23 protein-coding genes and 1 pseudogene are annotated in these 21952 nt (G+C 68.3%); 8 read left to right on the plus strand and 16 right to left on the minus strand.

Annotated features, from left to right (window positions below; all coding sequences use genetic code 11):
* Positions 1-474, plus strand: a pseudogene (locus AC1DKV_RS17390) (hypothetical protein); the annotation flags it as partial.
* Positions 475-518: 44 nt separating this feature from the next.
* Here the strand turns inward: AC1DKV_RS17390 and AC1DKV_RS17395 are convergent.
* A complete protein-coding gene (locus AC1DKV_RS17395; protein WP_441612282.1) occupies positions 519-1454 on the minus strand; it encodes a LysR family transcriptional regulator in 936 nt (311 codons plus the stop codon).
* A gap of 165 nt (positions 1455-1619) precedes the next feature.
* Here AC1DKV_RS17395 and AC1DKV_RS17400 point away from each other — a divergent pair, with 165 nt between their 5' ends.
* Positions 1620-2882, plus strand: a complete 1263-nt coding sequence (locus tag AC1DKV_RS17400; RefSeq protein WP_441612283.1) for an acyl-CoA dehydrogenase family protein — start codon at positions 1620-1622, stop codon at positions 2880-2882.
* Between the two features lie 180 nt (positions 2883-3062).
* Entirely contained in the window at positions 3063-3755 is a 693-nt protein-coding gene (locus AC1DKV_RS17405) for a glutathione binding-like protein (protein WP_441612284.1), read from the plus strand.
* 47 nt (positions 3756-3802) lie between these two features.
* Here the strand turns inward: AC1DKV_RS17405 and AC1DKV_RS17410 are convergent, their stop codons facing one another.
* A complete protein-coding gene (locus AC1DKV_RS17410) occupies positions 3803-4579 on the minus strand; it encodes a hypothetical protein (RefSeq protein ID WP_441612285.1) in 777 nt (258 codons plus the stop codon).
* A 399-nt stretch (positions 4580-4978) separates the two neighbouring features.
* Here AC1DKV_RS17410 and AC1DKV_RS17415 point away from each other — a divergent pair, with 399 nt between their 5' ends.
* Entirely contained in the window at positions 4979-5365 is a 387-nt protein-coding gene (locus tag AC1DKV_RS17415) for a helix-turn-helix domain-containing protein (RefSeq protein ID WP_441612286.1), read from the plus strand.
* 27 nt (positions 5366-5392) lie between these two features.
* Here the strand turns inward: AC1DKV_RS17415 and AC1DKV_RS17420 are convergent, their stop codons facing one another.
* Positions 5393-6391 (minus strand): threonine/serine dehydratase, encoded by a 999-nt coding sequence (locus AC1DKV_RS17420; RefSeq protein ID WP_441612287.1) that lies wholly within the window; start codon positions 6389-6391, stop codon positions 5393-5395.
* A gap of 385 nt (positions 6392-6776) precedes the next feature.
* Here AC1DKV_RS17420 and AC1DKV_RS17425 point away from each other — a divergent pair, with 385 nt between their 5' ends.
* Positions 6777-7520, plus strand: a complete 744-nt coding sequence (locus AC1DKV_RS17425; RefSeq protein ID WP_441612288.1) for a class I SAM-dependent methyltransferase — start codon at positions 6777-6779, stop codon at positions 7518-7520.
* 6 nt (positions 7521-7526) lie between these two features.
* Here the strand turns inward: AC1DKV_RS17425 and ureG are convergent, their stop codons facing one another.
* From ureG to urtA, 13 genes are all read right to left on the minus strand, one after another.
* A complete protein-coding gene (ureG, locus tag AC1DKV_RS17430; protein ID WP_441612289.1) occupies positions 7527-8156 on the minus strand; it encodes an urease accessory protein UreG in 630 nt (209 codons plus the stop codon).
* Positions 8157-8219: 63 nt separating this feature from the next.
* Positions 8220-8912, minus strand: coding sequence for an urease accessory protein UreF (locus AC1DKV_RS17435; protein ID WP_441612290.1), 693 nt, complete (start codon positions 8910-8912; stop codon positions 8220-8222).
* 40 nt (positions 8913-8952) lie between these two features.
* On the minus strand, positions 8953-9582 hold the full coding sequence (gene ureE, locus AC1DKV_RS17440; protein ID WP_441612291.1) for an urease accessory protein UreE: 630 nt from the start codon (positions 9580-9582) through the stop codon (positions 8953-8955).
* Between the two features lie 20 nt (positions 9583-9602).
* Entirely contained in the window at positions 9603-11321 is a 1719-nt protein-coding gene (gene ureC / locus AC1DKV_RS17445; RefSeq protein ID WP_441643159.1) for an urease subunit alpha, read from the minus strand.
* Positions 11321-11626 carry an urease subunit beta gene (locus AC1DKV_RS17450; RefSeq protein WP_441612293.1) on the minus strand — a complete coding sequence of 102 codons (306 nt, stop codon included), beginning with the start codon at positions 11624-11626 and terminating at the stop codon, positions 11321-11323. The genes ureC and AC1DKV_RS17450 overlap by 1 nt, the downstream gene beginning before the upstream one ends.
* A 77-nt stretch (positions 11627-11703) precedes the next feature.
* Positions 11704-12315 carry a HupE/UreJ family protein gene (locus tag AC1DKV_RS17455; protein ID WP_441612294.1) on the minus strand — a complete coding sequence of 204 codons (612 nt, stop codon included), beginning with the start codon at positions 12313-12315 and terminating at the stop codon, positions 11704-11706.
* 72 nt (positions 12316-12387) lie between these two features.
* Entirely contained in the window at positions 12388-12690 is a 303-nt protein-coding gene (locus AC1DKV_RS17460; protein ID WP_441612296.1) for an urease subunit gamma, read from the minus strand.
* A gap of 104 nt (positions 12691-12794) precedes the next feature.
* Entirely contained in the window at positions 12795-13670 is an 876-nt protein-coding gene (locus AC1DKV_RS17465; RefSeq protein ID WP_441612297.1) for an urease accessory protein UreD, read from the minus strand.
* Positions 13671-13796: 126 nt separating this feature from the next.
* Positions 13797-14489: an urea ABC transporter ATP-binding subunit UrtE gene (urtE, locus tag AC1DKV_RS17470; protein WP_441612298.1), complete on the minus strand. Its 693-nt coding sequence runs from the start codon at positions 14487-14489 to the stop codon at positions 13797-13799.
* A gap of 64 nt (positions 14490-14553) precedes the next feature.
* Complete coding sequence (gene urtD, locus AC1DKV_RS17475) at positions 14554-15402, minus strand: urea ABC transporter ATP-binding protein UrtD (protein WP_441643160.1); 849 nt, start codon at positions 15400-15402, stop codon at positions 14554-14556.
* Positions 15399-16598, minus strand: coding sequence for an urea ABC transporter permease subunit UrtC (gene urtC / locus AC1DKV_RS17480; protein WP_441612721.1), 1200 nt, complete (start codon positions 16596-16598; stop codon positions 15399-15401). The genes urtD and urtC overlap by 4 nt, the downstream gene beginning before the upstream one ends.
* Positions 16598-18232 carry an urea ABC transporter permease subunit UrtB gene (gene urtB, locus AC1DKV_RS17485; protein WP_441612300.1) on the minus strand — a complete coding sequence of 545 codons (1635 nt, stop codon included), beginning with the start codon at positions 18230-18232 and terminating at the stop codon, positions 16598-16600. The genes urtC and urtB overlap by 1 nt, the downstream gene beginning before the upstream one ends.
* Before the next feature lie 176 nt (positions 18233-18408).
* Positions 18409-19674 (minus strand): urea ABC transporter substrate-binding protein, encoded by a 1266-nt coding sequence (gene urtA / locus AC1DKV_RS17490; RefSeq protein WP_441643161.1) that lies wholly within the window; start codon positions 19672-19674, stop codon positions 18409-18411.
* A 390-nt stretch (positions 19675-20064) separates the two neighbouring features.
* Here urtA and AC1DKV_RS17495 point away from each other — a divergent pair, with 390 nt between their 5' ends.
* The 3 genes from AC1DKV_RS17495 (at position 20065) to AC1DKV_RS17505 (ending at position 21911) form a co-directional block, all read left to right on the plus strand.
* Positions 20065-20343 carry a hypothetical protein gene (locus AC1DKV_RS17495; protein WP_441612302.1) on the plus strand — a complete coding sequence of 93 codons (279 nt, stop codon included), beginning with the start codon at positions 20065-20067 and terminating at the stop codon, positions 20341-20343.
* 52 nt (positions 20344-20395) lie between these two features.
* Positions 20396-20542: a hypothetical protein gene (locus AC1DKV_RS17500; protein ID WP_441612303.1), complete on the plus strand. Its 147-nt coding sequence runs from the start codon at positions 20396-20398 to the stop codon at positions 20540-20542.
* Between the two features lie 67 nt (positions 20543-20609).
* Complete coding sequence (locus AC1DKV_RS17505) at positions 20610-21911, plus strand: MFS transporter (RefSeq protein WP_441612304.1); 1302 nt, start codon at positions 20610-20612, stop codon at positions 21909-21911.
* Positions 21912-21952: the final 41 nt, after the last annotated feature.

Below are 21952 nucleotides of genomic sequence, written 5' to 3' on the forward strand. Positions count from 1 at the left end.
GCCTTTGCGCCGATGGCTGTCGCGCCGCCGCCGGCACCCGCCGCGCCGCGTGCCCAGCCCGCTCCGGTCGCGCCCGTGGCGCCCATTGCACCGGTTTCCCCGCCCGCCCCGGCGCTCGCCATACAGGCTCCGCGCTTCGCGCAGCGCTCTGCCCAGGCCACGCCGGGCGAGACGGCGCGCGCGCGCGCACAGCTCGCAGGCGCGCTGACGATGAACGTACGGGAGGATCCGCAGCTGGCGGTGGAACGCCTGATGCCCGAAGTGCCGGGCGCGGACCAGGCCAGCGGCGCGCCGCTGGCGCTGCGCATCACGGCGGCAGCGCCGGGCAGCCCCGAGATCCGGGCCTGGGTCGAGCGGCTATGGCAGGCGGTGCCGGCGCCGCGGCGCCCGCCGCTGCCCTATGCGGTGCAGGCCGACAGCACACTGCCGCCGGAAACCTTGCGCATCGAACGCATTGCCGACAGCGCACGCTGAGCGCAGGGGCCAAAGCCCGCGCAATGCGCAGGCAATCAGGGGAGTCAGCCCTGCGCGCCCTCAGCCAGTCCGCCGCCCAGCGAAGTGATCACCGCCAGCAACTGCTCGCGCAGCCAGCGGTTGGCACCGTCGTTCTCGCCGCCGCCGTGCCAGTACAGATGCAGCTCCAGCGAAGGCACCTTGAACGGCAGCGACAGCAGCCGGTTGGCGTAGGGTTCGTTGGCGATGCGCGCATAGCGCAGCGGCAGCGTGGCCAGCAGGTCGGTGCAGCTCACCACCCGGCAGGCCCCGGCATAGTGCTGGCAACGCAGCCGCACCCGGCGCGTCAAGCCCATGCGGTGCAGGGCCTGGTCCTCCAGTCCCGCGCCGCGCCGGCGCGAAGACACATGCACGTGCTCGGCAGCCAGGTAGCGCTCCAGCGTCAGCTCCTTCTTCACCAGCGGATGGTCGCGGCGGGCCAGCACCACCATCGGGTCCGCCATGAACGGGGCATGGTGGATGGCAGGTGAAACCGGCAGCAGGATATCGATGGCGGCGTCGAGCGTGCCAGCCAGCAGTTCGGACTCCATCTCGCGCCGGTCGAAGCGAATCGCGGCGATTTCCACCTGCGGCGCCATCGCGGTCACCCGCGTCATCAGCGGCGGCAGCAGCGTGGATTCCAGCGCGTCGCGCATGCCGATGGTGAAGCGGCGCACGGTGGCGGCCGGATCGAAGTGCGGCGTATCCTGCAGCGTGCGCGCGAACGACTGCAGGGCGGCGCGGACCTCGGCCGCCAGCGAGCGCGCCAGTGGCGTGGGCGCCATGCCCTGGCCGCGCCGCTCGAACAGCGGGTCGTCGAACAAGGTGCGCAGGCGGCCCAGCGCATGGCTCACGGCGGGCTGCGTCAGGTTGAGCTGGCGCGCAGCCGCGGTGATGCTGCCTTCGCTGTAGATGGCGTCGAACACCACGAAGAGATTGAGGTCGATCCGGGAGAGCTGCATGGCGGTGATTCTGGCATGGAATGCATCATATTGATACTGGCAAATCCAGAAAATTCATTTTTCTAATTATATGGATTGCGGTACAGTCCTCTCCAGTCGGCGCGGACCGCGTCCGCCAGGACCGGGAACGGCTCCCGGCACTCATTCAGAGGTGGAGGAGACAACATGCAATTCGAGTACACGCCCAAGGTCAAGGAAATGCAGGCCCGCCTGCTGGCCTTCTTCGACAAGCACATCTATCCGAACGAGAAGCGCTTCTACGCGGAGATCCAGGCCAACCGCCAGGCCGGCAACGCCTGGGTCCCGACCAAGGTGATCGAGGAGCTCAAGCCGCTGGCCCGCGAAGCCGGCCTGTGGAACCTGTTCCTGCCCCACTCGAAGCGCGCGCCGGAAGGCCTGTCCAACCTCGAATACGCGCCGCTGTGCGAGATCATGGGCCGGGTGCCCTGGTCGGCCGAGGTATTCAACTGCGCCGCGCCCGACACCGGCAACATGGAAACCCTGGAGCGCTACGCCTCCGAGGAACTCAAGGACCGCTGGCTGGAGCCGCTGCTGCGCGGCGAGATCCGCTCGGCCTTCCTGATGACCGAGCCGGACGTGGCTTCGTCGGACGCCACCAATATCTGCTGCAGCATCGATCGCGACGGCGACGAATACGTGATCAACGGCACCAAGTGGTGGTCGTCGGGCGCGGGCGATCCCCGCTGCCAGGTCTACATCGTCATGGGCAAGACCAATCCGGATGCCGGCCGCCATGAGCAGCAATCGATGATCGTGGTGCCGGCCGATACCCCGGGCATCACCATCAAGCGCTTCCTGCCCGTGTTCGGCTACGACGACGCGCCGCACGGCCACATGGAAATCGAACTGAAGAACGTGCGCGTGCCGGCCGCCAACATCCTGCTGGGCGAAGGCCGCGGCTTCGAGATCGCCCAGGGCCGCCTCGGCCCGGGCCGCATCCACCACTGCATGCGCAGCATCGGCGTGGCCGAGCGCGCGCTCGAACTGCTGTGCAAGCGCAGCCTGGCCCGCGTTGCCTTCGGCAAGCCGGTGGCTGCGCAGGGCGTGACGCGCGAGCGCATCGCCGAAGCCCGCTGCGAAATCGAGATGGCGCGCCTGCTGACGCTCAAGGCCGCCTACATGATGGACACCGCCGGCAACAAGGTGGCCAAGGCCGAGATCGCCATGATCAAGGTGGTCGCACCCAATATGGCGCTCAAGGTAATCGACTGGGCCATCCAGGTGCACGGCGCCGCCGGTGTCTCCGACGATTTCCCGCTGGCTTCGTGGTGGGCGCACCAGCGCACGCTGCGCCTGGCCGACGGTCCGGACGAGGTGCACCGCAACGCCATCGCCAAGCTGGAACTGGCCAAGCACATGAGCATCAACCCGAACGAGATCGACATGCCGGTGACGCGCGGCTTCTGAGCCCCGCATCCGCCACGGCAGGGCCACCCCTGCCGGCAATATGGAAACGCGCAGCCCGTCTGCGCGTTTTTTTCTTCTGTGCTTAAATCGCCCGGTTCGCCACCTCAGTGCTTGATGTGGCAGCCCAACGTCCGCGCGATCGCAGCAATCGCAGCGATCGCAGCCAGGAGAACTTCCCCGATGATCGACGTCTATTCCTGGGCCACGCCCAACGGCCACAAGATCCATATCATGCTCGAGGAGTGCGGCCTCGAGTACAAGGTGCACCCCGTCAACATCGGTGCCGGCGACCAGTTCACGCCCGACTTCCTCGAGATCAGCCCGAACAACAAGATCCCTGCCATCGTCGATCCCGACGGCCCGGACGGCCAGCCCATCTCGCTGTTCGAGTCCGGCGCGATCCTGCTCTACCTGGCCGGAAAAACCGGCAGGTTCCTGCCCGAAGACGTGCGCGGGAAATACGATGCGCTGCAATGGCTGATGTTCCAGATGGGCGGCGTGGGCCCGATGCTGGGCCAGGCGCACCATTTCCGCATGTACGCGCCCGAGAAGCTGGAGTACGCCATCAACCGCTACACCAACGAAGCGCGCCGCCTGTACGGCGTGATCGACAAGCAACTGTCGGCACATCCGTGGCTGGCCGGCGAGACGTATTCGGTGGCAGACATCGCCACCTTCCCCTGGCTGCGCAGCTGGCAGAACCAGGGCGTGGAACTCGACGACTATCCGCACCTCAAGCGCTGGTTCAACGAGATTGCCGAGCGCCCCGCCGTCAAGCGCGGCGTCGAGGTGCTGGCCAGTGCGCGCAAGCCCATCCGCGACGAGAAGGAAAAGGAAATCCTGTTCGGCGCGACGCAATACCAGCGCCGCTGAGCCGCCGAAGCCACCGGCCCGGCGTCACCGGGCCCGGCCATCGGCACTCAGTGCAGCGACACCGCCTGCGCCGCCGTGCTGCCTGCGCGCACGGGCTCGCCCATCGGGCCCTGCAGGCAGCACAGCAGGCTGGCCACGGGCTGAAGGGCATCGATGCGATAGCCCTCTTCCGGATCCGGAGCGAACACCATGCCGGGCTGCAGGTAAGCCACCTGGCGCTCGGCGTGCGGCCAGGGCGAATACCACTGCAGGCATAGCGTGCCCTCGTGGCATGCCGCCCAGTTCAGGCCGCCCGCGCGCAGCCGCTCCGCCCATTCCGGCTCGCCTTCGGCAATCGCCACGAAGGCTGCATTCAGTCGCGGCGGCATGCAGGCATCGGCTGCCCTGGCGCCCTGCCCCGGACGCCAGCGCTCCGACTGCCCCGCGGCAAACGCATCGAAACTGCTCGTCAGCCCGGCCCCCACCAGGCCCACGGCTTGCGGGTCCAGCACCGTGCGGATCAGCACGCTGTCTTGCAGCACCGCGAGCTGCAGGCGCTCGCCCTGGCGGATCGCATACACGCCGCCCGCCGACAGCAGCACCGGCGCGCCGCCCGCCGGGGTCACCTTCACCGTACCGCACAGGCAGGCCCACCACTCGGCCCGCGCCGTGACGATCCCGGGCTGCGCGGCACCCTGCGGCAGGAACACGTAATCGCCGCTGCTGCCGAGCCCGGCGGCCTCCGGCACCACCCTCACCTGCAGGCCGACACGCAACGCCGAAGCACCCCCGCCGGCCAGGATCTCGCCCCGCATCTGCGCGTCGAACAAGGAAAAAATACGCATGACACCCCCTTTTCCGCGTAATGGAAAAATGCCGTCCGCGTTTCCCGGGGGTTGTCGCTTCCTGACGTGCCGCTGCCTGGCCCGCCGGCTCTCCTGTATGCCGGCCAGTTTTTCGTATCAACCAGACATGCTTCGGCTGTCATCATCGGCGACCTGGCCCCGACAGCCAGCGCCGACACCCGAGGCTTACGCGCCGCGGGCAAACTCCCCAAGTGCCAGCCGGCCTCCGGCCGATTACACTCCCATTACAATTGGGTGTATTTGAAAGAAATTAGCCGGCAGTATCCGATATTTTTGCCGGCGTTCAAGCCTGATACTCATGGTGCGTCATACTATAAGGCGTCGATCCAAAGAGGTCAAACCCTTAGCCTCGCTTCGTTCTCTTTCACGAGTCAGGCCATGATCGGTGATCCTCTCAAGCTCTTCGGGCTGCACCTGGCGGAACTGCGCAGGCAGCGCGGCTGGTCGCAGGAAAAACTCGCCCTCGAAAGCGGCATGGCCCGCTCCTACCTCAGCGGCATCGAGCGGGGCGTGCGCAATGTGTCCCTGGTGAATATCTGCGCGTTGTCCGGGACGCTGGGCGTGCATCCCGCGGAGATGCTGAACTTCGCCGGCGGCAAGGGTGAAGGCAGCACGCTGGTGCTCGAGCAGCGCTGCGCGGAGTTCAATATCACCCCTGCCCAGCGCGTGACGGTACGGCACATGGCCCTGATGAACGATACCGAGCAGGACGCCATCGCTTCAGTGGCGCGCGTGATCGCGGCGAGGGCGGCACAGCAGATGTGATCCGGGCGGCGTCATCGCCGCCGGGCCCTAGGCCGCCAGCAGTTCGGCGAAGCGCGCCGCATCGAGGTTGGCCCCGCACAACACCAGCGCCACCTTCTTGCCCTCCAGCCTCTCGCGCAGCGGTCCCAGCAAGGCTGCGGTGGAAACCGCGGTAGCCGGCTCGGTCGCCAGCTTCATGTCGCGGTAGAGGATGCGCATGGCGGCCCGGATGGCCTCGTCCGACACCCGCACCATGCCGTCGACGAAACGGCTGCACACACCGAAGCTGTAGTCCAGCGCGTAGGGCGCCCCGAGACTGTCGGCGACGGTATTCACGCGTGCCAGCACCTGCGGCCGCCCTGACTCGAAGCTGCGCGTCATGGCATCGGCACCTTCGGGCTCGACGCCATAGACCCGGCAGGCCGGATTGATCTGCTTGACCGCGGCGGCGATGCCCGCGCACAGGCCGCCGCCGCCCACCGGCACCACCACCGCATCGAGCCCCGGCACCTGGCGCATCAGTTCCAGCCCCACGGTGCCCGTGCCCTGCGCCACCAGCGGGCCGTCGAACGGGTGGATCATGGTGCGGCCCTCCTGCACCGCCAGTTGCTGCGCGTGATCGAAGGCCGCATGCACGTCCGGGCGCAGCACCACTTCCGCACCCCACTCCCTGCAGGCCGCCACGCGCGCCGGGCTGGCGCTCGCTGGCATCACCAGCCTGGCCCCCACGCCCTCCACCATGGCGGCATAGGCCACTGCCATGGCATGGTTGCCGGCACTGGCCGCCACCACGCCGCGTCTGCGCGCCGCGGCATCGAGGCGCCCCATGCCGTTGAGCGCGCCGCGCAGCTTGAAGGTGCCGGTCTGCTGGAACAGCTCCATCTTGAGCCACACCTCGGTGGCCGGACCGAACTGGCCCATGGCGCCGGTCTGCCAGCGCCACACAGGGGTTTCGAGCACCTTGCCGCGCAGGTAGCGCGCGGCATCCTGGATTTCGGCAAGGACGGGATAGCTGGCGTGCGCGCGCAGCTCGGGAAGATCGGACATCGGGGGTTCTCCATCGCATCGTGAAATCGCGCGCAGGCCGGTTGGCGTGCGCGGTCGGACGAACCACGGGCCACCGAGCACCAGCCAAAGCCGCAGCTCAGCGACCCCGGATAATTCGAATGATGGAGAAAGCGAAGGAAGAAAAGACGTGGAACGCCGAAGACATGGCCGCTGCGCGCGGCAGCCCTGCGCCCGCGCGTGCAGCGGCGCCACCGGCATCGGTGTCGCGGCACAGCGAAGAAAGGGCGAAGGAGGCGGACGTCATGGACGGGCCAGTATGCCACAAGGCGTCAGCGGTGCAAATGCGACAACGTCGCCGCCCGCGTAGAATGCGCTGGGTTTTCCCTCTTGCACCGTTGCCATCCCCGCGGAGAACGTCATCCCGATGCCAGATGCCAGCAAGCCTGCCAGCGCGAAATCGCTGGGCCAGCGGAACTACGAGCAGTTCGCCGCGCGCTACGCGGCCGCCGTCCCGACCAAGCCCCACAACGCGCTCTACGAGCGCCCCGCCACGCTCTCGCTGCTGCCCGACGACATGCGCGGCCTGCGCGTGCTGGATGCCGGCTGCGGCCCCGGCCTCTTCAGCGAGATCCTGGCCGGACGCGGCGCCAGCGTGCATGCCTTCGACGTGACCCCGGAGATGGTCGTGCTGGCGCGCCAGCGTACCGCCGGCCTCGATGTGGACGTGCGCGCAGGCAACCTCGAGCAGCCGCTGCACTGGCTGGCCGATGCCAGCTTCGACGTCGTAGTGTGCCCGCTGGTGCTCGACTACATCGAAGACTGGGGGCCGGTGTTCGCTGAGTTCCACCGCGTGGCACGCCCCGGCGCGCTGCTGGTGTTCTCCGCCGGCCACCCGATCGATGCGTGGCGGCTGTGGGGCGACGGCAACTACTTCGAGACCGAAGCGTTCGCCCTGCCATGGAAGGGCTTCGGCGAGCCCGATCCGGTGATCGACAGCTACCGCCGCCCGCTGTCCGGCTTCCTCAACCCGCTGACGCAAACCGGCTGGATCTTCGACACCCTGCTCGAGCCACGGCCACTCGATGCCATGCGCGAGGTCAATCCCCGGCTGCACGCGTGGCTGTCGCGCGCGCCTTGCTTCCTGTGCGTGCGGGCGCGGCGCGGCTGAGCGAGGCTACACGCCGAGCATGCCCTGGCGCTCGATGAACGCGATCACTTCGTCCAGCCCCTGCCCGGATTTCACGCTGCCCATCACGAACGGACGCGTGCCTCGCATCTTGCGCGCATCGCTTTCCATCACGTCGAGGTTGGCGCCCACGTAGGGTGCCAGGTCGGTCTTGTTGATCACCAGCAGATCCGACTTGGTGATGCCGGGGCCGCCCTTGCGCGGGATCTTCTCGCCGCCGGCCACGTCGATCACGTAGATGGTCAGGTCCGACAGTTCGGGGCTGAAGGTGGCGGCCAGGTTGTCGCCGCCGGATTCGATAAAGACGATGTCGGCATCGGGGAATTTCGCCAGCATGCGGTCGACCGCCTCGAGGTTGATCGAGGCATCCTCGCGGATGGCGGTATGCGGGCAGCCGCCGGTCTCCACGCCCATGATGCGCTCGGCCGGCAAGGCGCCCGAGATGGTCAGCAGGCGCTGGTCTTCCTTGGTGTAGATATCGTTGGTGATGGCCACCAGGTCATAGCGCTCGCGCATGGCCTTGCACAGCATCTCCAGCAACGTGGTCTTGCCGGAGCCGACGGGGCCGCCCACGCCGACGCGCAGCGGGGGATTCTTCTTGGTACGGGCCTGGGTCATGACGGGGATCTTGTATCGGTGAAGGTTGGGCGGCCGCCGCGCGAGCACGCCGGCGCGCGGCGCTCAGGAACGGAACAGCCGGGAATACTGGGTCTCGTGCCGGGCCGACAGCAGGCCCAGCATCGGGGAAAACGTCGATAGCAACGGCGGATCAGCATCGGCGCGGCGCACCGCCTCGCCGACCGTCTCCATCACCGAGGCATGCAGGCGGCGCAGGATATGCTGGCCGGCCACCTGGCCCAGCGGCACGGCCTTGAGCGCGGCGGCCACCTGGTTCTCGGCCCAGCTGAAGCAATAGGCCGCCAGCCCGTCGCGCTCGTCCACGTCAAGCGCCGCGCACGCCGCGGCAAACGCGGTGGGCAGGCATGCCGGCGCCAGCGCGGCGAGCTGCGCCCGCAATCCGGCGTCGCCCCACTCCATCTGCGCCACCAGCCGCGCCAGCGACCAGCCCATCTGCTCCGTCTCCAGCCGCAGCTCCGCGCTCTCGCGCGTGGCGTGGAACCAGTCGTTCCAGTGCGCCACGCCGGCGGCGTCGCGCGCGCGCCATGCGCGAAACAGCAGCAGCCAGACAGGTGCCTCGCACTGCGCCTGCACATCGAGCAGGTTGCTGCGCACCCACTGCTCGGCGCTGCCGGCATCATGCACCAGGCCGCAATCGATGGCCGCCTCCAGCCCCTGCGAATAGCTGAAGCCGCCGATCGGCAGCGCCGGCGAAGCCAGGTGCAGGAGGGAGATCAATTGAGAGAGCTGGGTCATGGTGATGCCGGTCGCGCCCTAGGCGCGGGAAGCCGGCCGCTCAATGCTTGTGCCCGCAATGCTCGTCATGCACATGGTGCTCGTGATCGTGTGCGTGCGAGTGATCGTGCGCATGCGCATGGGAGCGGCCGTGATCGTGATCGTGATCGTGGCCATGATGCTCATGGAATACCGCCTGCGCCGCCGCATAGTCTTCGGCGAACGTGGCGTCGTGTCCATGCTTGTGGCCGCCGCCGTAGGCGCCCGCCTCCGGCTCGAACGGCAGCTCGGCGCGCGCGGCCTGCACGCCCAGGCGCGCCAGCATGTCGGCCAGCACCGGGTCGTATTCCAGGCGCAGGTAGTCGCGCCCCACCTCCACCGGCGTGTGCCGGTTGCCGAGATGATAGGCGGCACGCATCAGCGCCCGCGGATCGCTGGCGCCTACCTGCAGCACCGATTCCGCCGCGGCCAGCACTTCGACGAAGATGCCGCCGTCGGTGACCAGCAGGTCGCCGCCGCGCAGCACCGTGCCGCGCGGCAGGAACAGCGCCACTTCCTCGCCGTTGTCCAGCGTGGCGCGCAGGCGGCTCTTGCTGCGCTCGGCGAAGGGCAGCACCAGCTTGGGCGCGCGGCGCACCAGCACGGCGGCGATGCCGTGCGGTGCGCTGAGGTGTTTGTCGATCTTTTGCAAGGCGGGCTCGGGACGGGAACTCAGAACAGGAAATAGCGCTGCGCCATCGGCAGCACGGTGGCCGGCTCGCACATCAGCAACTGGCCGTCGGCGACGACCTGGTAGGTCTCGGGATCGACCGTGACGTGCGGCTGCCAGTCATTGTGCACCATGTCGCGCTTGCTCACGGTACGCGTGCCGCGCACCGCGCAAAGCGTCTTCGACAGCCCGTAGCGCCCGCCCACGTCGGCCGCCAGCGCGGCCTGCGAGACGAAGGTCAGCGACGACTTGTGCAAGGCGCGGCCGGCTGCCGCGAACATCGGGCGGTAGTGCACCGGCTGCGGCGTGGGGATCGACGCGTTGGGGTCGCCCATGGCGGCCGCGGCAATCATCCCGCCCTTGAGGATCAGGCTCGGCTTGACGCCGAAAAAGGCCGGCTTCCACAGCACCAGGTCGGCCCACTTGCCGACCTCGACCGAGCCCACTTCGCGCGCGATGCCGTGGGTGAGCGCGGGGTTGATGGTGTACTTGGCGATATAGCGCTTGACGCGGAAGTTGTCGTGCCCGCCGCGCGCGTCATCGGGGTCGCCGGGCAGCTTGCCGCGCTGCGCGGCCATCTTGTGCGCGGTCTGCCAGGTGCGGATGATGACCTCGCCCACGCGGCCCATGGCCTGCGAGTCGCTGGAGATCATCGAGAACGCGCCGAGATCGTGCAGGATGTCCTCGGCGGCAATGGTCTCGCGGCGGATGCGGCTTTCGGCGAAGGCGATGTCCTCGGCGATGGACGGGTCCAGGTGGTGGCACACCATCAGCATGTCGAGGTGTTCGTCGAGCGTGTTGATCGTGTACGGCCGCGTCGGGTTGGTCGACGAAGGCAGCACGTTGGCCTCGCCGCACACCTTGATGATGTCGGGCGCATGGCCGCCGCCCGCGCCTTCGGTGTGGTACGTATGGATGGTGCGGCCCTTGAACGCGGCCACGGTGGCCTCGACGAAGCCGGCCTCGTTGAGCGTGTCGGTGTGGATCGCCACCTGCGTGTCGGTGGCATCGGCCACGCTCAGGCAGGTGTCGATGGCCGCGGGCGTGGTGCCCCAGTCCTCATGCAGCTTGAGCCCGATCGCGCCGGCCTCGACCTGCTCGACAAGCGGCCCCGGCTGGCTGGCGTTGCCTTTGCCGAGCAGGCCGATATTCATCGGGTAGGCTTCCACCGCCTGCAGCATGCGCTCCATGAACCACGGCCCCGGCGTCACCGTGGTGGCGAAGGTGCCGGTGGCCGGCCCGGTGCCGCCGCCGATCATGGTGGTGACGCCGCTCATCAGCGCTTCTTCGATCTGCTGCGGGCAGATGAAATGGATGTGGCTGTCGATGCCGCCGGCGGTGACGATCATGCCCTCGCCCGCGATCACCTCGGTGCCGGGCCCGACCACGATGGTCACGCCGGGCTGGATGTCCGGGTTGCCGGCCTTGCCGATGGACGCGATGCGCCCGTCCTTGAGGCCGATGTCGGCCTTGACGATGCCCCAGTGGTCGACGATCAGCGCGTTGGTGATGACGGTGTCGACGCAGTCCCTGGCCATGCGCTGGCTCTGGCCCATGCCGTCGCGGATCACCTTGCCGCCGCCGAACTTCACTTCCTCGCCGTAGATGGTGAAGTCCTTCTCGACTTCGATCACCAGCCCGGTGTCCGCCAGCCGCAGGCGGTCGCCGGTGGTGGGGCCGAACATCTCGGCATAGGCCTGCCTGGAGATTTTCACGCTCATCACAGCGCTCCCATGATCTTGCCGTTGAAGCCGTAGACGATGCGCGCGCCGTCCAGCGCCACCAGTTCCACCGTGCGGCTCTGGCCCGGCTCGAAGCGCACCGCGGTGCCGGCGGCGATGTTCAGGCGGAAGCCGCGCGCGGCTTCGCGGTCGAAGTCCAGCGCGGCATTGGTTTCATAGAAATGGAAATGCGAGCCGACCTGCACCGGGCGGTCGCCGGTGTTGGCCACCGTCACGCTGACCGTCTGGCGGCCAGCGTTGAGTTCGATCTCGCCCTCTGCGGGCATCAGTTCACCGGGAATCATGTCGGGTTCCTTGTCGACGTTTCCAACGCTATCCGTAAGCGGGTCCGAAGGCGGCCCAGGCCACCCTCATGCCACCCTCAGGCCACCATCAGGCCGACGCCATACAGCGCCACGCCCGCGCCGGCCACGCGCACCAGCCAGCCCGCGTGGCGGCGCAGCGCGTTGCCCAGGCCGATGCCGCACAGGTGCAGCGCCATGGTGGCGACGGTAAAGCCGCCCACGTAGGCGGCCGCGGCCGGCAGCGCACCCGCCGCGGTGGGCAGTTCGGCGCCGTGCGCATAGCCGTGGAAGATGGCGAAACCGCCGACGATGGCCATGCCGGCCCACGCTGGCAGCCTGGCGCGCAGCGCCACCAGCAGGCCGATCACCAGCAGCGAAGCGGCGATCATCGGCTCGACCAGCGGCAGCCCGGACCCGGCCAGCCCGAGCGCGGCGCCGGCCAGCATCAGCGCGACAAAGACGAACGGCATGCGCAGCGCCTCGCGCGGCGAACGCGCGCCGAGCGCGCTCCACACGCCCACGCCGGCCATGGCCAGCAGATGGTCCATGCCGGTGAACGGATGCATCAGGCCCGCCCACAGGCTGGCGCCGACGGTGGCGGCATCGTGGCCCGGGTGGGCGATGGCGGCAGCGCTCGCCAGCGCCAGGCAAGCGCCGACGACGGCGCGCGCGCGGTTGGAACGGTTCATGTCTTGAGACCTCGTGTTCTTGTTTGACAGCTTGTGCCGTGCTGGCGGACGCCGCGCCGCGGCCTGCCCGCTTCAGACGATCGGGTGATGCACGGTGACCAGCTTGGTGCCGTCCGGGAAGGTGGCTTCCACCTGGATCTCAGGGATCAGTTCCGCGATGCCGTCCATCACATCCTCGCGCGTGAGCACGGTGGTGCCTTCGTGCATCAGCTCGGCCACGGTGCGGCCGTCGCGCGCGCCTTCCATGATGGCGGCGGTGATCAGCGCCACCGCTTCCGGATAGTTGAGCTTGAGCCCGCGCGCGCGGCGGCGCTCGGCCAGCAGCGCGGCGGTGAAGATCAGCAGCTTGTCCTTTTCCCGCGGAGTCAGTTCCATCCTGGTATTCCCGTTGTTCCGTTGTTATTCGTGCCGTGCCGGCGTTGCCATCGCGACGCTCATGTCGCCGATGTCGCCCATGTCGCCCATGTCGCCCACACCGCTCATGTCGCCCACAGGCGCAGCGGCTTGGCCGGCACGCCATGGATGGGCTCGCGCAACGCGGTCCACGCCTGCACCATCACGCCCCTCACCGCCTCCATGCGCGCGCCCAGCACGCGCAGCAGCAGCATCGCCTGCCCGTCCTGTTCCAGGCGGGTCACGCCCGCTCGCAGATCGGGCCGGTACGGCAGCGCTTCGGCCAGCGTTTCGGCGAGCGCCTGCGTGGCACCCTCGCCCACCGCCCACAGCGTGCCCATGACATTGAGCCCGTCCAGCCCCGCCGGCGCGTGACGCAGCGAGGAGCCGGCATCGAGCTGCGCGCGCTCGATCCACAGGGCGCGCGGGCTGCCCGCGAGGGCGATGCGCGTCTCCATGTGGAGCGTGCCGCGCGACCACGTCTCGCCGCTGGCCTGGCGCCCCAGCACGATGGCATCCCAGCCGATCGCGCTGGCCCCGGGCGCCACCGTCACGGTGGTGGCAAGGCGCGCGTGCGCGTCGTCGAACACGATGTTCTCCTGCGGCAGCCAGTCGAGCCGGGCGCCGGCCTCCAGCGTCAGCGTGACGCGCTGCGCCGCCTCGCGGCCGAGCGATTTGTACCACTTGGTCGCACCGGGCGTGGCGAGCACGGCATGCGCGCCGGCCCCCGCCACCAGGTCGATCTGCAGGGTGTCGCCGCCGGCAATGCCGGCAGGCGGATGCAGAATCACCGCGTGGCAGATACCGCCTTCGGGATAGAGCGGCTTCTGCACCAGCAAGGGGCCGCGATGGCGGCGCTCGACCAGCGCTGTGCGCTCGCCGCGCGCGGCGAAGCCCAGGCGCAGGCTGGCCTCCCATGCGGGCGGCATGGCCAGGGTAGAAGGAAAGTCAGGATGACGCATGCTTGCTTGGAAGGCGGGCGCCGCCGGGGCACACGCGGCGCGCGTGATGCGGGCATCATAGCGCGCGGCCGGGCCGGCTGGAAGTGGTATCGCGAGGCAACGCCATGCGGCCCGCCCGCGCGTCCCTCACACCGCGATCAGCTCCCGCACGCCGTCGTCTTCCATGCGCGCGCCGTCGCCCCTGGCCACCACTTCGCCGCGGCTCATCACCACATAGTTGTCGGCCAGGTGGCGGGCGAACTCGTAGTACTGCTCCACCAGCAGCACCGTCATGCCGAACTCGTCCACCAGCAGCCGCAGCGCGCGGCCGATGTCCTGGATGATCGATGGCTGGATGCCTTCGGTGGGCTCGTCCAGGATCAGCAGTTCCGGCTCGCTCATCAGCGCGCGGCCGATGGCCAGTTGCTGCTGCTGGCCGCCGGAGAGGTCGCCGCCGCGGCGCTGGCGCATGCTGCGCAGGACCGGGAACAACTGGTAGATGCGGTCGGGCACGCCGCTCGGGCGCTTCAGGCTGGCGGCGCCGATCAGCAGGTTTTCCTCCACGGTGAGGCGCGGGAAGATCTCGCGCCCCTGCGGCACGTAGGCCAGACCGGAAGCCACGCGTTCGTAAGGCGGCTTCTTTTCCAGCGCCTTGCCCGCCCAGCTGATGCTGCCGCTCTTGGTCGGCACCACGCCCATCAGGCACTTCAGCAAGGTGCTCTTGCCCACGCCGTTGCGGCCCAGCAGCGTGGTCAGCTTGCCTTGCGGCACGTCGAAGCTGACATTGCGCAGGATATGGCTGCCGCCGTAGAACTGGTTCAGTGCGTTGACCTGCAACATGGTCTTGTTCCTTGTCTTTTCTGTCCGGCCGCGTCGCACGCGGCCGGGTTGGACGGCGCGGGCACTACCGCCCGAGATAGGATTCGATCACGCGCTCTTCGCGCTTGACGGCGTCGAGCGTGCCTTCGGCCAGCACGCTGCCCTCGGCCAGCACGGTCACGGTGCCCTTGTCGCCCGCCAGCGCGGCGACGAACTCCATGTCATGCTCCACCACCATCATCGAGCAGGTGCCGCGCAGGCTGTTGAGCAGCTTGGCGAGCTGCATGGTTTCCTCGTCCGTCATGCCGGCCACCGGTTCGTCGAGCAGCAGCAACTGCGGCTGCTGCATCAGCAGCATGCCGATCTCCAGGCGCTGCTTCTGCCCGTGCGAGAGCAGCCCCGCCGGCCGGTAGGCCTCGGCCTCCAGCCCGGTCACCGCCAGCGTCTCTTCGATGCGGCGATGCCCTTCCGGGCCAAGGCGCGCGCGCAGCGACGACCACCAGCGCTTGTCGGCCTTCATCGCCAGTTCCAGGTTCTCCCACACTTCATGCTGCTCGAACACGGTGGGCTTCTGGAACTTGCGGCCGATGCCGGTCTGCGCGATCCTGGGCTCGGTCATGCGCATCAGGTCGATGCTCTGGCCCAGGAACACGCGGCCGCTCACATTGGCGTTGCGCGGCCCGGTCTTGCCGGTGATCACGTCCATCATGGTGGTCTTGCCCGCACCGTTGGGCCCGATCACGCAGCGCAGCTCGCCGTGGTCGATCGACAGCGTGAGCTGGTTGAGCGCACGAAAGCCGTCGAACTGCACGGTGACGTCTTCGAGGTAGAGGATGGGTCCGTGCGAGACGTCGATGACGCCCGGCTCCAGCACGTGGCCGAGGCCGGTGGCGTCGCCGCTTTCCGCTTGCTGTGCTCCCAGTGCCGCGTTCATGCTTCACCTCCGCTGCGCGTGGCTGCCGCCGGCGTGGCCACCGGTGCCTGCGGCGCCGAAGGCGCGCGCATGCCGCGCAGCCGCTTGACCAGGCCGACCACGCCATCGGGCAGGTACAGTGTGACCAGCACGAACATGGCGCCCAGCAGGAACAGCCAGTATTCGGCGAAGTACGCCGTGAACATGGTCTTGGCGCCGTTGACCAGGAAGGCACCGATGATCGGGCCGATCAGCGTGCCGCGTCCGCCCACCGCCACCCACACCGCCATCTCGATCGAATTGGCCGGCGACATCTCGCCGGGGTTGATGATGCCCACCTGCGGCACGTACAGCGCGCCGGCAATGCCGCACAGCACGGCAGAGAAGGTCCACACGAACAGCTTGTAGCCAAGCGGGTTGTAGCCGGAGAACATCACGCGCATCTCGGCATCGCGCACCGCCGTCACCACGCGGCCGAGCTTGGACGTGACGATGTAGCGGCAGGCCACGAAGCCCGCCAGCAAGGCCGCGAAGGTGAGCACGAACAGCGCGGTGCGCGTGTGCGGCGCGGCCACGGCGAAGCCGGCGATGCGCTTGAAGTCGGTGAAGCCGTTGTTGCCGCCGAAGCCGGTCTCGTTGCGGAAGAACAGCAGCATGGCGGCGTATGTCATCGCCTGCGTGATGATCGACAGGTACACGCCCTTGATGCGCGAACGGAAGGCGAAGAAGCCGAACAGCCACGCCAGCACGCCCGGCACCAGCACCACCAGCAGCATCGAATAGCCGAGGTGCTCGGTGCCGTGCCAGAACCACGGCAGCTCCTTCCAGTCGAGGAACACCATGAAGTCCGGCAGGTCGCTCTTGTACACGCCTTCGCGCCCGATGGAGCGCATCAGGTACATGCCCATGGCATAGCCGCCGAGCGCGAAGAACAGGCCGTGGCCGAGGCTCAGGATGCCGCAATAGCCCCACACCAGGTCCAGCGCGATGGCGGCCAGCGCGAAGCACATGATCTTGCCGACCAGCGTCAACGCGTACGCCGACAGGTGCAGCGGATGGCCTTCGGGCAGCAGCAGCGCGCACACCGGCACGCCCACGCCGACGATCAGCGCGATCGCCAGCAGCGCGGCCCAGCCGCGCCGCGAGAACAGCGGCTGGCGCGCGGGCACCGCCAGGCGGAAGCCCGTTGGGGATGGATTGGTTGTCGTTGTCTGCATCATGCCTCCGCGCTGCGCCCCTTGAGCGCGAACAGTCCCTGCGGGCGCTTCTGGATGAAGAGCACGATCAGCACCAGGACGAAGATCTTGGCCAGCACCGCGCCGTAGAACGGCTCGATGAATTTGTTGATGAGGCCCAGGCCGAAGGCGCCGATGATGGTGCCGGCCAGCTGGCCCACGCCGCCCAGTACCACGACCATGAACGAATCGATGATGTAGGCCTGGCCGAGATCCGGCCCGACATTACCGATCTGCGACAGCGCGCAGCCGCCCAGCCCCGCGATGCCCGCGCCGAAGGCGAAGGCGTAGCTGTCCACCTTCCACGTGCGCACGCCGACGCAGGCCGCCATGGTGCGGTTCTGCGTGGTGGCGCGCACGAACAGGCCGAGCCGCGTGCGGTTGAGCACGCCCCACGCCACCGCCACCACGGCCAGCGCGAACACGATGATGACCATGCGGTTGTAGGGCAGCACCAGGCCCGGCAGCATCTCGATGCCGCCGCTCATCCAGGACGGATTGGCCACTTCCACGTTCTGCGCGCCGAACAGCGTGCGTACCGCCTGCATCAGCAGCAGGCTTACGCCGAAGGTGGCCAGCAGCGTTTCGAGCGGCCGCCCGTAGAGATGGCGCAGCACCAGCCGCTCGAGCACGAAGCCGACGATGCCCGAGGCCAGGAACGATGCCGGCAGCGCCGCCAGCAGGTACCAGTCGAAGGCGCCGGCGAAGTGCGCGCGGAACACGCCCTGCACCATGTAGGTGGCATAGGCGCCGATCATGAGGAATTCGCCGTGCGCCATGTTGATGACGCCGATCAAGCCGTAGGTGATGGCCAGGCCCAGCGCGGCCAGCAGCAGCACGCTGCCAAGGCTCAGGCCGGCGAACAGGTTGCCGATCAGCTCGGCGCGGCGCTGGTCGCCGCGCAGCGCATCGAGCGCCTGCTGGGCGGCGCCGCGCAGTTCCGCATCGGGCTCGCGGTAGTTGCCGGCGGCGTCCTTCTCCAGCAGCGGCTGCAGCTTCTGCCGGCTTTGCGGATTGCTGTCCAGGCCGAGGATCCTGATCGCTTCGAGCCGGTCATTGCGGTTGCCGTCGGCCAGCACGATATTGGCCCAGATCACGTCGAGCTTGGTGCGCAGGCCGGCGTCGGCCTCGGCCTTGCGCGCGGCTTCCACGACTTCGCGCGAGGCGCTGCCGGGCTGGTCCAGCAGCGTATTGACGGCCTGCGCGCGCACCAAAGCGTCGGACGACTGCAGCAGCATGCTGCTGGCCGCGCTGTCCACCATTGCGCGCAGGCTGTTGTTCAGGGTGAGCGACTCCAGCGCGTCGGGCTTGACGTCGACCGGCTTGCCGCTGATGGCATCGACCAGCTTGTCGCCGTCCTGGCGCACCATGCCGACAGCGGGAGCGTATTGCAGCGTATCGTCCTGCAGCGCCTTGAGGATGGGAGCGGCCTGCTCTGCCGGCGCCTTGGTGAGCGCGCTCAGCGCCGCGGTCTTGGCGTCGAAGTCGTCTTCGACCAGCGGCTTGAGGTCGGCCTGTGTCAGCGGCGCCGCCCACAGCGGCGCGGCGGCCAGCAGCAGCGCTGCCAGCAGGGCGCGCAGCCACGGCACGGCGGAAATGAATTGGGATCGGTGCATAAGTGCCGGCGGAGTCTTGGTGGCGCGTTGGGTCGCGTCTTGGTGTTCTCTGTGTTCGGGTGGGAGCAGCACGAGGCGGTAGAAGACCCGCTGTTTCGCTCCCGCTGCCTTGCTCCTCCGTCCCGCGCACGGGACGGAGGAGCAAGGCCTGGCAATGTGAAGTAGCCCGACAGGCCTTACATCACCTTGTCCGGCTTGCCTTCGTTACCCGCGATGAACGGGCTCCACGGTTGCGCGCGGACTGCCTTCGGGGTCTTCCACACCACCGAGAACTGGCCGTCGCCCTTGACCTCGCCGATCATCACCGGCTTGTACAGGTGATGGTTCTCGCCCATGGTCAGCGTGAAGCCGTCCGGCGCCTTGAAGGTCTGGCCATACATGGCGGCGCGCACCTTGTCGGTATCGGTGGTGCCGGCCTTCTTCACTGCCTGCGCCCACATGTGGATGCCAACGTAGGTGGCTTCCATCGGGTCGTTGGTCACGCGCTTCTCCGCGCCCGGCAGGTTGTTGGCCTTGACCCACGCAGCCCATTGCTTCTTGAAGGCATCGTTCTCGGGGTTCTTGACCGACATGAAGTAGTTCCACGCGGCCAGGTGGCCCACCAGCGGCTTGGTATCGATGCCGCGCAACTCTTCCTCGCCGACCGAGAACGCCACCACCGGCACGTCCTTGGCCTTCAGGCCGGCGTTGCCCAGTTCCTTGTAGAAGGGCACGTTGGAGTCGCCGTTGATGGTGGAGATCACCGCGGTCTTGCCGCCCTGCGAGAACTTCTTGATGTTGGCGACGATGGTCTGGTAGTCGCTGTGGCCGAACGGCGTGTAGACTTCTTCGATATCCTTGTCCGCCACGCCCTTGCTCTTGAGGAAGGCGCGCAGGATCTTGTTGGTGGTGCGCGGGTAGACGTAGTCGGTGCCCAGCAGGAAGAAGCGCTTGGCGCCGCCGCCTTCCTTGCTCATCAGGTATTCCACCGCGGGGATGGCCTGCTGGTTGGGTGCCGCGCCGGTATAGAAGACGTTCTTGGACATCTCCTCGCCTTCATACTGCACCGGGTAGAACAGCAACGAATTCAGTTCCTCGTAGACCGGCAGCACCGACTTGCGCGATACCGAAGTCCAGCAGCCGAACGTGACGGCGACCTTGTCCTTGGTGATCAGCTGGCGGGCCTTCTCGGCGAACAGCGGCCAGTTGGAGGCCGGGTCCACCACCACCGGTTCGAGCTTGCGGCCGAGGACCCCGCCGCTCTTGTTGATCTCGTCGATGGTCATCAGCGCCACGTCCTTGAGGGACGTTTCGGAAATGGCCATGGTGCCGGACAGCGAATGCAGGATGCCGATCTTGATCGGCTCCTTGGACTGCGCCATTGCCAGCGGGCTGACGCCAGCGGTTGCGAAAAGCGCCGCGGCGGCTACCGCCGACAGCTTCAGCATGTCACGTCGTTTCATTACAGCTCCCAGATTGTCGTGTTTGATAAGGAACAACGCACCCCGGGAATGCTTCTGCAACTAGCGTGCCATGGCGTGAAGCGCGTGCCCGGGCCCTCCAGCACGGGCCCGGGCGCCTCCGGCGACAACGGCCGGCCCTTGCGCACCACGACAGTGCGCCGCCCGCGCGCACCAAGCATGTGCGGCGCGCAAAGCCCACTTCAGATTGGGGCACACCTGCACACCGGCACCGGCGGCGCTGGTGCGCGGCGGCACCATACTGCAGCGCGCCGGTCGCCTGCCTTCGCGCGCGACATGCTGCGCCGTGACTTGCCCGAATCCGGAAACGGCTCTATGGTTCCCCATCGCTGCGGCGGCACATAGAAAAAGCAGCAACCGGAGACAGCCAATTTGAAAGCCGCACGGCAGCAGCTGGACGGCACCGGCGCCCGCACGGGCGTGCCCGGCGCCGACCGTATCGTGGTCAGCGGGGCGGGCTTGGCCGGCACGGTCGTCGGCACGTGGCGCGACAACACCTGTCCCGGCCGTGGCAGCGACATCCCCTTTCATCCCTGCAGTTTTTCCTTTGCACCGAAGCGGGACCGGTCCGCGGCGTACCGCTGGCAGCCAGCCACGCCGCGCCGGCGGGATTTCACGCTGCGCAAGGCGGCTGAGGCCGCGGCCCGCTAGCCACCCTGCCCGCCCACGCCGTCGGGTCACGACCCGCGACAGGAGAATGCCAATGAGAGCGCCTGCAAGACAAAGCGGTCATGGCCACTGTCGCCGCGCCGGCGATCAGGCGCGCTGCGCGGAGACCGGCGGCGGCCACCTGGCCATGCCGGAGCAGCCCGGACGGCTGCGCGATCTGATCGTGCGGCACCTGGATTGAACGCGCCGCGCCCCGCTTCCCACCCGATTCCCACCCGCCTCTTCCCTGCCACCCACCGCGCATACCCATGAACCTTCCCTCGTCCTACCAGCCGCGTCGCGCCTGGGCCATGGCTTCGATGCTGACCTGGCTCGCGCTGATCAACTTCCTCGACAAGATCGTACTGGGCATGGTCGCCGTGCCGATGATGGCGGACCTGAAGCTGTCGCCCGCGGAATTCGGACTGGTCGCCAGCAGCTTCTTCTGGCTGTTCGCGCTGTCCACCGTGCTGGTGGGCTTTCTCTCCAACCGCGTTGCCACGCGCTGGCTGCTGCTGGCGATGGGCGTGGCATGGGCGGTACTGCAGGTGCCCGTGGTGCTGGCCGGCTCGGCCATGACCATCCTGGTGTGCCGCATGCTGCTGGGCGCGGCGGAGGGTCCGGCCTTCCCGATCTCCGTGCATGCGCTCTACAAATGGTTTCCCGACCACAAGCGCAACCTGCCCGTGGCGGTGGTGAACCAGGGCGCCACGGTGGGCCTGCTGGTGGCGGGCCTGGCGATTCCGCTGGTGTCGCTGCAGTGGGGCTGGCGCGCCAACTTCATCGTCCTCGGCGCGATCGGCGCGGCGTGGAGCGTGATGTGGCTCTGCGTGGGCCGCGAAGGCTCGCTGACCCAGCCCGCGGCGCAACATGCGGGCGGCGGCGCGCCCGCCGCGCGGCTGCCCTACCGGCGCATCTTCCGTGACCCGACCGTGCTGTCGTGCATGGCGCTGAACTTCTGCGCCTACTGGGCACTCGCGCTCGCGCTGACATGGCTGCCGGCGTGGATGGAGAAGGGACTCGGCTTCAACCCGGTGGCCACGGGCCGCTGGTACGCGGTGATCGTGGTGGCGGCCATGCCGACCACGCTGGTGCTGAGCTGGCTGTCGCAGCGCATGCTGCGCAATGGCGCCTCTTCGCGGCTGGCGCGCGGCGTCCTGATTTCAGTCCCGGCCATGGCGGGCGGCGTGATGTACCTGGTGATCGAATCGGTGACGCTGTCGCCGGTGCCGATGGTCCTGCTGCTGGCGGTGGCGGGCGCGCTGCCGCCGGTGGCCTATGCACTCTCGCCCGCCATGCTGGCCCAGGTCGTGCCCGAAGCGCAGCGCGGCAGCGTGCTGTCGATCCATACCGCGGTGATTTCGCTGGCGGGCATCGTGGCGCCGGCGGTGATGGGGCAGCTGGTGCAGCGCCACGGCATGAACGGCGGCTTCGACGTGGGCTTCACCATCAACGCCCTGCTCCTGCTCGTCAGCGGTGCGATGGGCTTGCTGTGGCTGAATCCGGAGCGCTCGGCAAAGGCGCTGGCAAGGGCCACGCAGGAGATGATGCCGGCGCGGTCGCCGGCCTGAGGCAGGCACGCGGCCGGGGCGGGCTCGCCGCCGCGGCCGCG

Source organism: Cupriavidus sp. 05T41 (genome assembly GCF_056396525.1).

Excerpts from the sequence above, each read along its gene's own strand:
- AC1DKV_RS17395 (WP_441612282.1), bottom strand. The coding sequence starts at position 1,454 with ATGCAGCTCTCCCGGATCGACCTCAATCTCTTCGTGGTGTTCGACGCC.
- AC1DKV_RS17400 (WP_441612283.1), top strand. The coding sequence starts at position 1,620 with ATGCAATTCGAGTACACGCCCAAGGTCAAGGAAATGCAGGCCCGCCTG.
- AC1DKV_RS17405 (WP_441612284.1), top strand. The coding sequence starts at position 3,063 with ATGATCGACGTCTATTCCTGGGCCACGCCCAACGGCCACAAGATCCAT.
- AC1DKV_RS17410 (WP_441612285.1), bottom strand. The coding sequence starts at position 4,579 with ATGCGTATTTTTTCCTTGTTCGACGCGCAGATGCGGGGCGAGATCCTG.
- AC1DKV_RS17415 (WP_441612286.1), top strand. The coding sequence starts at position 4,979 with ATGATCGGTGATCCTCTCAAGCTCTTCGGGCTGCACCTGGCGGAACTG.
- AC1DKV_RS17420 (WP_441612287.1), bottom strand. The coding sequence starts at position 6,391 with ATGTCCGATCTTCCCGAGCTGCGCGCGCACGCCAGCTATCCCGTCCTT.
- AC1DKV_RS17425 (WP_441612288.1), top strand. The coding sequence starts at position 6,777 with ATGCCAGATGCCAGCAAGCCTGCCAGCGCGAAATCGCTGGGCCAGCGG.
- ureG (WP_441612289.1), bottom strand. The coding sequence starts at position 8,156 with ATGACCCAGGCCCGTACCAAGAAGAATCCCCCGCTGCGCGTCGGCGTG.
- AC1DKV_RS17435 (WP_441612290.1), bottom strand. The coding sequence starts at position 8,912 with ATGACCCAGCTCTCTCAATTGATCTCCCTCCTGCACCTGGCTTCGCCG.
- ureC (WP_441643159.1), bottom strand. The coding sequence starts at position 11,321 with ATGAGCGTGAAAATCTCCAGGCAGGCCTATGCCGAGATGTTCGGCCCC.
- AC1DKV_RS17450 (WP_441612293.1), bottom strand. The coding sequence starts at position 11,626 with ATGATTCCCGGTGAACTGATGCCCGCAGAGGGCGAGATCGAACTCAAC.
- AC1DKV_RS17455 (WP_441612294.1), bottom strand. The coding sequence starts at position 12,315 with ATGAACCGTTCCAACCGCGCGCGCGCCGTCGTCGGCGCTTGCCTGGCG.
- AC1DKV_RS17460 (WP_441612296.1), bottom strand. The coding sequence starts at position 12,690 with ATGGAACTGACTCCGCGGGAAAAGGACAAGCTGCTGATCTTCACCGCC.
- AC1DKV_RS17465 (WP_441612297.1), bottom strand. The coding sequence starts at position 13,670 with ATGCGTCATCCTGACTTTCCTTCTACCCTGGCCATGCCGCCCGCATGG.
- urtE (WP_441612298.1), bottom strand. The coding sequence starts at position 14,489 with ATGTTGCAGGTCAACGCACTGAACCAGTTCTACGGCGGCAGCCATATC.
- urtD (WP_441643160.1), bottom strand. The coding sequence starts at position 15,402 with ATGAACGCGGCACTGGGAGCACAGCAAGCGGAAAGCGGCGACGCCACC.
- urtC (WP_441612721.1), bottom strand. The coding sequence starts at position 16,598 with ATGCAGACAACGACAACCAATCCATCCCCAACGGGCTTCCGCCTGGCG.
- urtB (WP_441612300.1), bottom strand. The coding sequence starts at position 18,232 with ATGCACCGATCCCAATTCATTTCCGCCGTGCCGTGGCTGCGCGCCCTG.
- urtA (WP_441643161.1), bottom strand. The coding sequence starts at position 19,674 with ATGAAACGACGTGACATGCTGAAGCTGTCGGCGGTAGCCGCCGCGGCG.
- AC1DKV_RS17500 (WP_441612303.1), top strand. The coding sequence starts at position 20,396 with ATGAGAGCGCCTGCAAGACAAAGCGGTCATGGCCACTGTCGCCGCGCC.
- AC1DKV_RS17505 (WP_441612304.1), top strand. The coding sequence starts at position 20,610 with ATGAACCTTCCCTCGTCCTACCAGCCGCGTCGCGCCTGGGCCATGGCT.